Here is a 14,728-nt window from a genome sequence, read left to right on the forward strand (position 1 = left end):
TCAGGGTCAACAGGCTCTGGCTTCTCAGGGTCAACCGCGCCATTGCCGAGTCCTGCAAGTGCAACTGGAGTTGAGGCTGAATAGTTTCCAGCTGCGTCAACAGAACGCACGAAGTAGCGAGCGTTATCAGCATGTTCTACTTCGTAGGTAGTAACGCCGAGACCAACAGTTGCGATCACTCGGTCATCGCGAAGAATCTGGTACGTGGTTTTTCCGTTAGTCTTGCTATCCCAGGTGAGGATATCCTGACCGTTGCGGGTGGTAACAGAGAGGTTTGCTGGGGTTGCTGGAGGAGTTACGTCACGGGGTGCGTAGCGAGCGAAACCAACAGTTTGCTGAACGCCGGAAGCACCTGCGCTTCGGTTGATGTCACCTCCGACCCACAGAACGCCTGTGGAGTCTACGAAAGATTCCCAGATGCCGTATCCGCTAGCACCGCTAATGATGGGGTTGAATTCAGGAAGGACAGCTCCTGTGTTTGCGTCAAAAGCGTTAACAAGACGCTGCATGTGGATGTTCTTTGACTCATCCCATGGGCTGTCATGAGTCTGTGCGCCTTCATAAATCCAGTCTCCACAGTGGCATGATGCATAGATGACGTTGCCACTCTTGTAAAGGTCTTGGAAATCACCACCAGATTTAGTGATAGCAGCAGTGCGACGCGATAAATCGCTCTTGTTGTATTGTGAAACAAGATGTTCTGCGCCACCGGCCCATACTGAGTCATTGGCGTCCTGCACATCGAATTGGAAACCTGCATTTTTACGGCTTCCTTTAGTGTAGGACAGACGCCAGTTCCAATCTTGTTTACGGGTACCGTTGACGTAATCAATAGCTGCAAGTTTCCAGGTACGTTCTGAACCGAGGGTTGAGAAGTAACCTGCTGCGTAGACTGCAGAGTTATCGTCAGCAGCGCTAATACCGTTAACAGTGCCGTTAAAGTTTGGGCGCCACTTCCAATCAACTGCACCGGTCTCGAGATTGAAACGTGCAGCACTACGAGAATAAGCATAAGCAGAAGAACCAGAGCCCTTAACATGGGTAAAGATACCGCCGATGTAGAGGTAACCATTCTTTGCTTGAATAGTTTTGACGGTGGTTACGCCGGAGGACAGGCGGTTTTGAATATGCCAGTCGTAGGTGCGATCAATTTTGCCAGTAACGGGGTTGAGAATGACAAAACCGTCAACTTTTTCTCCGTTTACTTCAGTGAACTCTCCGCCAACAGCTAAGGTGCCGTTAGGTAAAGCCTCAAGAGCTTTAACCTGACCGTTGAGCTTAGGTACGAAGGAACGTACTAGTTCAGCAGTTTTAACGTTGTAACCGGCGATGAAGGGCTGGTTGACTGTCTCGCCACGCGCACTGACAACATTTTTGAAGTCGCCACCAGTGAATACAGTGTCACCGACCTGTGTGATGGCCTGAACATAAGTGTTCATCTCGGAGTCATTACCGGTACCAGTTGCTTCTGAAGTGCGCCACTTCATGGCAGAGGAGTAGCTATTAGGTAGCTCTCTCTTCTCAGAAGCTACTGCACCAGTATCAGGAATAGAGGGAAGGTTCAAATCAGCTTGGGTGAGCTTCGGGCGGAGATAAACCTGAGTGAATGGTACTGCGTAGGACCCATTGGGTGACCATAGGTAGGAGTTAGGGCTGGTGTTTCCATACACGCGAGGACCAAACTGGAATCCGAGTTTCCAGTTGAAGTCTTTAGAGGTGCTGAAACGAAGGACATTGTATCGGGTGTTAAAAGTTCCGATACGTCCTAGAGAGTGATAGTAGAACCGGTTCCAATCGGTCCAAGATGGGTTATCAAACTTGATATTTTCCCAGTTTGCGGTTGCTTGGAGTGCCCAAGTCCAGTTTTTAGCTTGAGCTCGTTGAGCAGTAAGCTCCTGCCATTTGGTTCCTTCAGTGTTGGTGCTACGACGGAATCGTACGCCATCTGAGAGGTCACTAGGGGCCTGTCCGTTAAGGAGTGCGTCAATGGTGAGTGAGGGAAGCTGAACGGGGGAGAAGGCGTCAGTGCCGTCAGGGTTTGTCGCTAGCTGTTGGGGGTCTCCTTGTCCAGCGTATTGCTCTGTCCAGCCTTCACGTCCTCGTCCGATGAGGACCCATCCGCCACCATTGGTTTCTTGGTCGCAGTAGAACTGCTCTGGAGCATCCATCTCTGGGGTATAAAGCCAGTATGTTCCGGAACGTGAACGGGAGTTATTTTGTTTGATTTCGTAGCACGATGCTGCTGCCTTGTCGCTGGATGAGCCATCTTTAGTGTTCTCCGCCTGTGCCGAGGTGGTAGGTAAGAACGATAGCCCAAGAGCTACGGTTGCGACAGAAGCTAAAAGTGCTTGGGATAGTGTTTTCTTCTTCATAGCCTTTAGCAATCTGGGTTGTTAGGGAAATCGTGAGATGCGATTTTCCACTGACCGTTATCTTGTATCAAAGTGAAAATGTTGAGTGATCGTTCAGGTGCTGAGGTGTTGTTAATGACGTCACCTGCAGCGTTTTTGACCTTAACTTGTGAGGAGTCAAGGCAGACCTGAAGTATTTTTGCTGGCTGGTCGTTGTATGTACCGTCAGCTATTTTGGGAGTGCCGACGACCTTTGCTGTGCCTTCTTGAGTCCATTGATTATTTGCGAACTCTTCGGCTGCGGCAATAAAGCTTTCAGCGGCGCTTCCTGTTGCAACAGAGGTAATTTTCTCTTCAGTGGCTTGGTCGAGAGTTACTGTTGTTGCTGGTGCGCTGTCTTCTCCGCTTCGTGCAGAATCTTCTTCTGCTGGTTCAGTTGGTGCGACTGTCCCAATGTTTGAGAGCACGTTTTGGTAGGAGGTGTAGAGCTTTTCTGTCTCGGCAACGTGTTCTTCTGAAGGTTGCACTTCTTTAGAGTTCTGAAGTGACTCTGCTCCAGCATAGTTTTCTTCTAGCTTTTGCTCAGGCTCCTTATGTTTTTGCTCTGTACTCGCCGGCTGTTGTGTTGAACGTGCTGAGGCGTCTTGGTGAGCTAGAGTTGTGGGATTCTGAGATGTGGATGCAGCAGCAGAGCTGTCTGTTGACGTCTCGTGTTGCTTTTGTGATGATGACTCGCTTTTTGAGTCTGGCTGTTCACTAGAGCATCCGGTGAGTAGAAGGAGGGGAACGAGTGACGCTCCCATAAGCTGCTTAGATATTAGTCTAGGCAGAGGTGTTTTATGTGCTCGATGCATTAAAGCCTCTAAAAGGGTAGACAGCATAGGTTTTCTTAGTGCGTGCACTAAGTGGCGTGGTTTTTTGCGAGTGATGCGAGTGTTTGCTGAGGGGTCTGCAAACTTTTTTTATTCTATAGAGTGAACTCGGGAAAAATTGGAATTATTTTGTACCCATAAATGTACCTGTGCAATGTGTAAAGGTTGAAAAATCCTTTACGTCGTTCAAAAATATCACCGGTGTTCAAAAATGAACAATATATAGTAGACACTATGTGGCTAATATGAAATAAAAAGACGCTCAAGGGTATAGGTGTTGGATATTTTTTCGTGAGGAAGATAATAGCTAAAAGGTAGGTTTTTACCAAACAAAAAATACGAATCGTGTCTTACGTAAGTCCCTCGATAAAGATTCCCATAAAACCCCTCGGAGACCTCACCTCAATAGTAAGAAGAAGAGCCGGCAGCCTGTTTCAACAGCTCAAGAACAGCTAAAACGCCTTAGAAACCACGCCTTTATCGATGCAACGCATCAAGAATCCCCTCTAACAACAGGGGAGCCCATGCGTCCTGCTCTGAGCTCTCAAAACCTCAACAACAGGAAGCATTACCAATGAGTAACCTAGAAAATCTCATTCTGCCTAAACACCACGGCGCATAGCGTCTCCCCGTAGGAATAAAATATCCCATGGAAGACACAACACAAGACTTTTCAATAAAAAAGCACGTCATACCAAGAAAATAAATACACAATAAAAAATAACAATAAAAATAATTAGTAATACAACCCAAAGAAAAAATATTATCCATGCCCCATATACAAAATATATCTGAGCACGTCACCGCTCAGTTACGAGAAAAATAACACCTAAAATCACCCCTGCAACAGCGGTCCTCCTATGCGATAATAATAAACAGCTTAAATCCACACTAAACAGCAGAAAGAAGCTCCAATGAGCCTCACGGGACTCACCCTACTTCTTGAAACAGAACCAACTTTCGCGCGTATCGGAGAATACGCGGCACAAAACCCCGAAAAACGAACCTCAGAACTGGCCATCGGTACCGTTGACGGCGCACGCCCCCCACTCATCGCACACATCGCAACCAACCTCCAAAAAACAACTCCTCAAGCAACCACCCTCGTTATCACCGCAACAGAACGAGAAGCCGAAGACACACGCCTAGCCCTAGAATCCTTCCTCGCGCCAGAAAAGATTGCTCTTTTCCCTGCATGGGAAACGCTCCCTCACGAAAGACTCTCACCTCGAAGTGACACCGTCGGAGAGAGACTCAGCCTCCTACGAAAACTTAAGACAACAACACCTCAAGTCATCGTTGCCCCCATCCGATCCATCATCCAACCCATCGTCGATGGGCTCGAAAAAATGGAGCCAGTTACCCTCCGCTGCGGAGAAGAACAAAACTTCGACGACGTCATCAAAGCCCTACAAAATGCTGCCTACTCACGCGTAGACCTCGTTTCCAAACGAGGAGAATACGCCGTACGCGGTGGAATGATAGACCTCTTCTCACCCACCGCAGAACACCCCGCCCGTATAGAATTCTTCGGCGACGAAATCGAAAACATCCGATGGTTCTCCGTCGCAGACCAAAGAACCATCACCTCAAAAGAACACCCCCAAACACTCTACGCACCACCATGCCGAGAACTACTCATCACCCCCGAGGTGATGAGCAAAGCCGCAAAGCTACAAAAAGACTTCCCCGGTGCACGAACCATGCTCGAAAAAATTGCGGGAGGAATCTACGTTGAAGGCATGGAATCGCTCACCCCACTGCTCGTCGAAAAAATGACCACCTTCATAGAAGTCCTACCAGCACACTCCATTGCAATCCTCCTCGAACCAGAAAAAATACGCACACGAGCCAGAGACCTAGTCGCTACCAACGACGAATTTCTCCACGCAGCATGGGACAGCGCCGCAGAATCCAACGACAACCACACCGACAAAGCACCCCTAGACGTTGGACAATATCGAGAAGATTTTAACGAAGGATCATTCCAAAGCCTGCAACAAGTGCGCCAACACGCACACGAAAACCACTGCTCCTGGTGGTCCATGACCGCACTAGGTATCGACGACGCCATCGAAAACGACGTCGACTCCGTCACCTTCAACGCCAGAGAACCACACTCCTACGCCGGCAAAGTTGAAGAACTCCTCAAAGAACTTCAACAAAAAGTACGAGAAGGATGGCGTCTCGTCGCCGTCACCGCCGGTAACGGGCCTCTGAACCGTCTAATAGAAGTACTCCACCAAGCTGATATTCCCGCTGCACGCATCGACAGCTTAGAAAACATCCCCGAACCCGGAATCGTTGAGCTAACCACCGCCCAAACAGGGAAAGGATTCATGCTCGACGACGCCAAAATTGGTTTCCTCACGGAAGCTGATATTCTCGGACGAACAAGCAACTACATCATCTCCCGTAGCGGAAACACTAAACTACCCACCAGACGCCGAAAAAATGCTGTAGACCCGCTTGCCCTCAAAACCGGAGACTACGTCGTTCACGAACAACACGGTATTGGGCAATTTATCGAAATGATACAGCGCCCCATCACCGGAACACCCCACAACGCACAACACAAAGCCTCCAAAGAATACCTTGTCCTCGAATACGCCCCATCCAAGAGGGGAGGCCCCAAAGACAGACTCTTCGTTCCCGCTGATCAACTCGACCAAGTCTCTCACTACGTCGGTTCAGAAGCACCAACATTATCTAAAATGGGAGGCTCTGACTGGGCAAAAACCAAAAGTCGCGCACGAAAAGCTGTTAAAGAGATTGCCGCAGACCTCATCAAACTATATTCTGCACGACAAGCCTCAAAAGGATATGCCTTCAGCCCCGATACCCCATGGCAACGTGAACTCGAAGAAGCCTTCCCCTACAATGAGACACCAGACCAACTCTCTGCCATCAACGACGTCAAAGCAGATATGGAACGCGACATCCCTATGGATCGTCTCATCTGCGGAGACGTCGGATACGGAAAAACAGAAATCGCCGTTCGTGCAGCATTCAAAGCAGTACAAGACGGAAAACAAGTGGCAGTACTCGTCCCCACCACACTCCTAGCACAACAACACTACGAAACATTCTCACAACGATTCTCTGGATTCCCCGTACGTATCCGTGTCCTCTCCCGATTCCAAAAAACAAAAGAAACTAAAGAAGCCTTAGAAGAAATTTCGCAAGGTACCGCTGATATCATCATCGGAACACACCGACTATTTTCACAAAACGTTGAGTTCAAAGACCTTGGACTCATCATCATCGACGAAGAACAACGTTTCGGTGTAGAACACAAAGAAAAACTCAAACAACTTAGAACAGACGTTGACGTCTTAGCCATGTCAGCAACGCCGATTCCTCGAACCCTAGAAATGTCACTTACCGGTATTCGAGAGACTTCCACCCTAGCCACAGCACCAGAAGAACGACACCCCGTTCTTACCTATGTGGGCGCTCGCACCAACCAACAAATCACGGCAGCTATTCGTCGTGAAATTATGCGAGAAGGACAAGTTTTCTTCGTACACAATAGGGTTTCTACTATCGAATCCGTGGCACGAGAACTACAAGAACTTGTTCCCGACGCACGTATCGCTATAGCTCACGGTCGTATGAGTGAAAGCAGACTAGAACAAATTATTGTTGATTTCTGGGAACGAAAATTTGACGTACTCGTTTGTACTACTATCGTCGAAACCGGTCTAGATATCTCCAATGCGAATACCCTGATCGTTGATCAAGCGCAAAACTATGGGCTCTCTCAGCTACACCAGCTACGTGGACGAGTCGGTAGAGGACGCGAACGAGCATACGCTTACTTCTTGTATCCTCCAGAAAAGCTCCTTGGAACGGTAGCGCTAGAACGTCTTAAAGCCGTGGCTACACATAACGAGCTTGGTTCTGGTATGCAACTAGCGATGAAAGATCTCGAACTTCGAGGTGCAGGAAACCTTCTGGGCGGAGAACAATCTGGACATATCGCAGGAGTCGGGTTCGATTTATATCTTCGTTTGGTTGGCGAAGCTATTTCTCAATTCCGTTCTCAATGTGAAGAAGAAAAGAGCCTTGAAGTCAAAGTTGATATTCCAGTCAACGCACATTTCCCTCACGAATATATTTCTTCTGAGCGTTTGCGCCTTGCCGGATATCGGCAAATTGCGCAAGCTGAAAGCGAAGATGAGCTCAACGACATCCGAGAAGAACTTAAAGACCGTTATGGTGATCTTCCTGAGCCAGTAGAAAATCTTCTTTTGGTGGCGTCATTGCGTATTTATGCTCGTTCTTTGGGCGTTCAAGAAATTATGGTGATGGGAACAAAAGTTCGTTTCTATCCGGTCGATGATCTTCCAGAATCTCGTCATATGCGCTTAGGACGTATGTACCCTGAAGCGACCTACCGGAAGATTCCAGAGAGTGCACATTCCCAGATTCTTCTTCCACGGCCTAAGACTGCACGTATTGGTGGTCAAGACCTCAGTGACCGTCCATTGATTGAGTGGGTGCAGAACTTCTTGAAAGTCATTATCGATCCACAATAAGGCATATCCTGCAGGGTATAACACTTCAAACAAAAAGCGGTGGGGGCATAAGAAAAATTCTTATGACCCCACCGCTTTGTTGAGGAGCAATTGTAGACTCCTCCACAAAAATTAGAGCTGGGTTAAATCAGTGCTACTAGTACGCTGCGCGGTGTTCGTTTTCGACGGTAAAACATGGAAAACAACACCCCAGATACTACCAAGAATCAGGGTTCCTAATGCAAACCAGAATGAGCCACCATCAGGGAACGTATTTAAGCACCATAGGCCGGACAAAAAGATGACAAAGAAGACCAAGAAGATACTGATATTTTCAAGGTGATGCCCTTGACCAGAGAACTGTGGGCCAGATTGTCCACTAGATTCTTTATGGTAGTCGTGCTGGTAGTGTGACATAGAAAAACGTCTTTCTCAATGCAGAAGCGAACGATATGTATAAGGAGTTAAACCTCAGTATAGATGGTGTAGAAAACTTATGCACATTGTGTGCCTAAGTTTTCTACACCTCTTAAAGATTAATAAGAGCTCTCAACTACATCTGCCGCACCAATAATAGCAATACCTTGAGATGCCCCAATACGAGTAGCACCGGCATCAATCATGGCAAGAGCCTGCTCACGTGTACGAATACCACCAGAGGCTTTAACTCCCATCTCGGCACCAACTGTTTGTCGCATCAATGCGATGTCCTCAACCGTTGCACCTGCTGAAGAGAAACCAGTGGAAGTCTTCACAAAATCAGCGCCAGCTTCGATGGCAGCTTCACAAGCAAGGATTTTCTGCTCATCATTGAGCTCAGACGTCTCAATAATGACCTTAACAATTGCATCACCGGCATGAGCTGCCTGAACCACAGCATGAATATCCTCGACTAAAGCCTGACGATTCCCGCTCAGAGCATGAGCAATATTAATGACCATATCAACTTCACGTGCACCGGCTGCTACAGCTGTCTGCGTTTCAAAAGCCTTTACCTCTGGGGCAGATGCGCCTAGAGGGAATCCAACCACAACGCAAGGAACCGCCGAGGAACCGGCTAACTCCTCGGAGAGGACGCTAGCCCATACAGGGTTTGCGCATACTGATGCGAAACCGTATTCACGAGCTTGTGCGCAGAGTGAACGAACCTGTTCTTCTGTTGCAGAAGAAGCAAGAATCGTGTGATCAATCATCTGTGCTAGCTCATCAGGACTTAACTGAGCTGCTGAGCTACCAGCGGTAGGTGTATTCATCTAAATATTCTCCATGACCGTAAAATATGGGGCACGCCACTGCAAGAGGACAATACGAAACCCAAAAATAAATAATTCTAGACGCCTAAAGCAATCTTCATCGTATGCGCAATACGTTCTAGACGTTCTTGCGCCTGTTGACGCGCTACCACGAGCGCACCATCTTCTTCAGAGACAGGAACAATAACCTCAACATAGCATTTGAGCTTAGGCTCTGTACCCGATGGGCGAACAATAACTCGTGAATTGTCTTCACTCAAGAACAATAAACCGTCGGTAGGAGGAAGACCTTCGTACCCTTCTGCTAAGTCAGCATGAGCGTTCACGGGAGAATCTCCCAAAGCGCTAGGAGCCGTGGTGCGTAAAGCACTCATCATCTGGCCGATACGGCTAAGGTCTTCAACACGAATTGAAATCTGATCGGTAGCGTATACGCCGTGTTCTTGGGCGATGCGGTCAAGAACCTCAATCAAGGAAGAACCTTGTTCTTTGAGACGGTGTGCATAGCGAGCCACAACAAGTGCTGCTGAGATACCGTCTTTATCTTTAACTAATTCTGGGGCAACGCTATAGCCGATAGCTTCCTCATAACCATAGCTAAGGCCCTCAATGCGAGCAATCCACTTGAAACCGGTGAGGGTCTGATAATGACGGACTCCGTAAGATTGAGCAATTGCGCTTAGCTGACGAGAAGACACAATCGAGTTCGCAAACGTAGCGTTCGTAGTGCCTTCTGGTGTTTTGGCGAGTTTCTCAACCATCGCCACACCCAAAAGTGAGCCAACCTCATCTCCGCGAAGCTGACGCCAAGCATTTTGGTGGGGGTCGTACACCGCGAAAGATGCACGGTCTGCGTCTGGGTCATTGGCAATAATAAGATCAGCGTCTTTCTGCTGAGCTAAAGCAAAAGCCAAATCTAAAGCGCCTGGTTCTTCGGGGTTGGGGAAAGACACCGTTGGGAAATCAGGATCAGGAACAAATTGTTCTTGCACAGGAAATACTTCACTAAAACCTGCGTCGTTGAGGACGGAAAGAACGGTCTGCCCGCCGACACCATGCATCGCCGTATACACGATACGTAAATCGCTAGGCTCTGAAGGTTCTATGCCAGCGATCGTTTCAACGTACTCTGAGGCGATGTTCTGATCGAGAACTTCCCAACCTTGTTCTGCTAAAACAATTTCTTCATCAACGATGTGAGCAATTGCTTCAGCAATATCTGCATCATAGGGAGGAACAATCTGTGCGCCACGGCCGTGCTCAGCAACAGCTTGACCGCCAAGATATACCTTATAACCGTTATCTTCAGGTGGGTTATGAGAAGCGGTGACCATGACACCAACCTCAGCATTAAATTTACGGCAAGCCCACGCTAATACAGGTGTTGGTAGAGCTGACGGCATCAAGAGCGTGCGGATACCGGCTGCCGTAAAAATTGCGGCGGTCTCTTCAGCAAAAATATCCGAATTATAACGTGCGTCATAGCCAACAACAGCGGTGATGCCAGACCATTGCTCTTGAGCTGAACGTCTAGTGACGTATGCGGCAAGACCAGCTGCAGCGCGGCGTACCACAACACGATTCATGCGCATTGGGCCAGCACCTAAAGCAGCTCTTAACCCGGCAGTACCAAACTGCAAAGTGCCACTAAACCGCTCGGCAAGATCTGCGGTAGCTTGAGTATCACCATCACGGGCCTGTGATAGTAGTGTTTCAAGCTCTTTACGTGTTGCAGCATCGGGGTCAATGCTAAGCCAATGTTCAGCTTGAACTAATACGTCAGAGGACTGAGCCATCTAAAAAATCCTTAGAAAAATGAGTACGGAATCAGGTGGATAAGAATTAAATTTTTGCAATGATATCGGCAAGCAAACGCGAAATACGAGGTCCGGCATCAATACCAGCTTGAATCACTTCTTCATGGTTCAACGCAGTTTCTTGGATACCAGCAGCCATATTCGTCACCAATGAAATACCGCAGACTTCTAGGCCTTCAGCGCGAGCAGCAATAGCTTCTAAGGCTGTCGACATACCTACCAAGTCAGCTCCCATGGTGCGCATCATACGAATCTCTGCAGGGGTCTCATAATGAGGTCCGGGCGCTTGATAATAAACACCTTCTTGTAAGGACGGATCAATATCTTGTGCGATAGCACGAATACGAGGAGAATACAGGTCGGTTAAATCAACAAAGTGAGCGCCCGATAGGGGAGAGGTTGCCGTAGCGTTAATGTGGTCGCTGATAAGAACTGGCATACCCGCTGAATATGATGGGTTGAGACCGCCACAACCGTTGGTCAGAATCATTGTCTTGACACCGGCAGCTGCTGCACACCGTACGCCATGAACAACAGCGTCTACACCACGACCTTCGTAATAGTGCGTTCTAGCGCCGATAACAAGAGCACGCTGGCCAGAAGGGGTCAAAATAGAAGAAATTGTTCCAGCATGCCCTGCAACACCAGAAGCGTGAAAACCGGGAAGCTCTGCTGCTGAGATAGTGTGCGTTGTTTCTCCAATGAGGTCAGCAGCTGCACCCCAACCAGAACCAAGGGTAAGCGCAATATCATGTTGAGCAACTCCGGTCAGCTCACTGATGCGAGTAGCGCTTTGTTGTGCAAGGATATGTGCGGGGTGCTCTGGCGAAGAAGTAGGCAGAGTCGACGTTAAAGTACTTTTCTCATGTATCACAATGCTAACCTATCAAAATTGCATTCAAAGGTGGGAAAAGTGTGCGAAAAAGGCGTAAGAGTTTGAACGAAATTATCTTCTCCATCACAATAGAAGGGTGACTCATACAACAGATTACGCATCACGCACTATTATCATTCTCGGCGGAGGCCCCGGCGGGTACGAAGCCGCACTTGTAGCGTCCTCCCTCGGCGCGCAGGTAACACTCATCGAACGACAAGGATTTGGCGGCTCCGCCGTACTCACCGATGTCGTTCCCTCAAAAACCCTGATTGCCTCAGCCGATATTATGGCATCCCTTGACGAAACAGCAGACCTCGGAATCTGCTTTTCTGAAGGGAAAACAACAGGAAAACCCTACGTCGACCTCAAAACTGTCAACGAACGACTCCTACATCTAGCACAACAACAATCAGCAGATATTAAACGCTCATTAGAACGTGCTGGCGTCACTATCATTGAAGGCACAGGAAAACTTAAAGACCAATACACTGTAGAAGTCCGTGAAAGTAACGGGCTAAGCTACGAATTACGAGCAGAGTTTATCCTCCTTGCTGTTGGAACCCACCCGCGAGAACTGCCAACAGCAAAACCAGACGGAGAACGCATCCTCAACTGGACGCAACTATACTCGCTCAAAGAACTCCCCGAAGAGCTAATTGTCGTCGGCTCAGGAGTCACCGGCGCGGAATTTGCTTCTGCCTACAACCGTCTCGGCTCACATGTCACCCTCATCTCTTCTCGAGACCGCGTACTACCTGGAGAGGACGAAGACGCAGCAGAAGTCCTCGAAAACGTTTTTGACCGCAGAGGGGTCAAAGTTATCCCACGTTCACGAGCGCAAGCCGTCAATTATTCAGAGGACGGAACAAAAGTAATCGTCTCTCTAGCAGACGGACGAAAAGTTCAAGGAACACATTGCCTCATCGCCGTTGGGTCTATCCCTAATACCGAAGATTTGGGGTTAGAGAAAGCAGGGGTTAAAACCCGTCAAAGTGGACATATCATCGTCGACAAAGTATCACGTACTAACATCTCTAGTATCTACGCGGCAGGCGATTGTACAGGAGTTTACCCGTTAGCTTCTGTTGCTGCGATGCAAGGGCGAATCGCTATGGCACATATGATGGGTGACGTCGTCAAACCGTTGCGTACTCACCAAGTTGCAGCAAATATTTTTACCTCACCAGAGATTGCCACGGTTGGTATCACCGAAAAAGAAATTGCTCAAGGAACATATCGTGCAGATACGATTATGCTGTCTCTTTCGACAAACCCGCGAGCAAAGATGATGGCGGTCAAAGACGGCTTCATTAAAATTTTCTCACGCCAACATTCTGGAACAGTTCTCGGCGGTGTCGTGGTCGGACCTCGTGCCTCTGAACTAATTTTTCCTCTAGCGTTGGCTGTCGATAAAAAATTGCACGTTGATGATCTTGCAGAGACCTTCACCGTATACCCCTCGCTAACAGGATCTATCTCAGAAGCTGCTCGAAAACTTCATAAAGCCCTCTAATCTTCAACGGATTGAGAACACATAAGGTGTGGGGTGTTACCAATTAGTTGGTAACACCCCACACCTTTATAACTGGCAGTTTACGATACTACCGCCCAATAGTATGCAAATCACGGTTCTTTGTTTCACCTGTAAGGGCAATGAAGAGCACAGAAAGTAAAGCCGCTCCACTAAGATACATACCCACGTACCCAACACCGCCAATAGAGTTCAAATAGACTGCCACAAAAGGAGTCAGCGCTGCACCAAGAATAGATGCTGCGTTGTACGCAATACCAGAACCGGTATAACGTACGTGGGTTGCGAACAACTCCGGAAGGTAGGCAGACATGGAACCAAAAGATAGACCCATCAGTGCCATACCCACTGACATGTAGGCCGTCAACAAAACGATGTTTGCGTTTTCACCAGTTCCGATAGTTGTGGGGGAAATGAAGAAAGAGAACGTCAAACCGTAAAGAGACATGAGCAAAGTGGTGATGAGCTGTTGCTGTTTACGCCCAGCAATATCTGCCCACCATCCTGATACTGGAATAAAGATAATGAAGAAAATGATGGATACGAGCTGGACCATGAGGAAATTATGATAGGAGATGCCTAACCCGCCCTTTTCAACCTTGCCGATTCCGTAAGAGAGAATCCACGCCGTCATAAGGTAGAACAAAACGTAGCAGGCAATCATGATGAACGTTCCTTGAATCATTGGTAACCATGCAGTTTTGAGAGCTTCAACCAGAGGTGCTTTAACACGTTCATCTTTTTTCAACGCCTGAGCAAAAACAGGGGTCTCTTCGAGCTTGAAACGAACATAGAGTCCGATGAAAACCATTACGAGAGAGGCTAGAAAAGGAATACGCCAACCCCACATCATGAAAGTATGAGACATATTGGAAGAATCAGCGGTGGAATCAAAAGACATGAGAGTGGTGAGGAAGAGGACAAAACCGTTAGCCAAGATAAACCCGAATGGTGCTCCCAACTGTGGCCACATGGCAGCGCGTGCACGTTTGCCTTCTTCTGCATATTCGGTAGCAAGCAAAGCAGCACCAGACCATTCACCGCCTAGGCCAAGACCTTGAGTGAATCTCAAAATGGTGAGCATTGCTGGTGCCCACAAACCAATTTGGTGGTAGGTGGGGAGCAACCCGATAAGGAACGTTGCGATACCCATGGTCAATAATGCCCCAACGAGGGTGGCCTTGCGTCCGATACGGTCACCAAAATGTCCGAAAATAATAGAGCCAATGGGGCGTGCTACGAATGCTGCACCAAATGTTGCCATGGACGCTAAGAGCTTTGCAGTGTCATCGACACCGATAAAGAATAAAGCGGGGAAGACTGCTACAGCAGCGGTTGCGTAGATGTAGAAGTCGTAGAACTCGATGGTAGTTCCAATCAATGAAGCAAGAATAACTCGACTTCGTGGAACCGGCGTTTTGTGGTGCGTTGGTGCACTGGGTGTATCGGGTGTGGTTCGTGTAGCCACGGGTACCTCTCTTGGAAAGAATCAGACATCATTGGTCTA

Annotated in this window: 9 protein-coding genes; 2 read left to right on the forward strand and 7 right to left on the reverse strand. The window is 48.2% G+C overall.

What is annotated here, in order from left to right:
* Positions 1-2,372, reverse strand: a 2,372-nt coding sequence (locus tag ACN084_RS05275; RefSeq protein WP_419106130.1) for a fibrinogen-like YCDxxxxGGGW domain-containing protein, incomplete at its 3' end; no start/stop codon positions are given.
* A 5-nt stretch (positions 2,373-2,377) separates the two neighbouring features.
* Positions 2,378-3,154, reverse strand: a complete 777-nt coding sequence (locus ACN084_RS05280) for a hypothetical protein (RefSeq protein ID WP_419102100.1) — start codon at positions 3,152-3,154, stop codon at positions 2,378-2,380.
* Between the two features lie 983 nt (positions 3,155-4,137).
* Between ACN084_RS05280 and mfd the strand changes: the two genes are divergently transcribed.
* On the forward strand, positions 4,138-7,764 hold the full coding sequence (mfd, locus tag ACN084_RS05285; protein WP_419106131.1) for a transcription-repair coupling factor: 3,627 nt from the start codon (positions 4,138-4,140) through the stop codon (positions 7,762-7,764).
* A gap of 111 nt (positions 7,765-7,875) precedes the next feature.
* On the opposite strand, the gene ACN084_RS05290 is transcribed toward mfd, so the two are convergent.
* From ACN084_RS05290 to ACN084_RS05305, 4 genes are all read right to left on the reverse strand, one after another.
* Entirely contained in the window at positions 7,876-8,160 is a 285-nt protein-coding gene (locus tag ACN084_RS05290; RefSeq protein ID WP_419102102.1) for a hypothetical protein, read from the reverse strand.
* A 119-nt stretch (positions 8,161-8,279) separates the two neighbouring features.
* Entirely contained in the window at positions 8,280-8,996 is a 717-nt protein-coding gene (gene deoC, locus ACN084_RS05295) for a deoxyribose-phosphate aldolase (protein WP_419106132.1), read from the reverse strand.
* A gap of 77 nt (positions 8,997-9,073) precedes the next feature.
* Positions 9,074-10,792, reverse strand: a complete 1,719-nt coding sequence (locus tag ACN084_RS05300) for a phospho-sugar mutase (protein WP_419106133.1) — start codon at positions 10,790-10,792, stop codon at positions 9,074-9,076.
* A gap of 46 nt (positions 10,793-10,838) precedes the next feature.
* Entirely contained in the window at positions 10,839-11,654 is an 816-nt protein-coding gene (locus tag ACN084_RS05305; RefSeq protein WP_419106213.1) for a purine-nucleoside phosphorylase, read from the reverse strand.
* A 130-nt stretch (positions 11,655-11,784) separates the two neighbouring features.
* On the opposite strand from ACN084_RS05305, the gene ACN084_RS05310 reads away from it, so the two are divergent.
* A complete protein-coding gene (locus ACN084_RS05310; protein ID WP_419106134.1) occupies positions 11,785-13,203 on the forward strand; it encodes an NAD(P)H-quinone dehydrogenase in 1,419 nt (472 codons plus the stop codon).
* Positions 13,204-13,291: 88 nt separating this feature from the next.
* Here ACN084_RS05310 and ACN084_RS05315 read toward each other — a convergent pair whose 3' ends face one another.
* Positions 13,292-14,689, reverse strand: a complete 1,398-nt coding sequence (locus ACN084_RS05315) for an MFS transporter (RefSeq protein WP_419106135.1) — start codon at positions 14,687-14,689, stop codon at positions 13,292-13,294.
* Positions 14,690-14,728 lie beyond the last annotated feature (39 nt).

This window comes from Rothia sp. P7208 (assembly GCF_048512915.1).
Lineage (GTDB): Bacteria > Actinomycetota > Actinomycetes > Actinomycetales > Micrococcaceae > Rothia.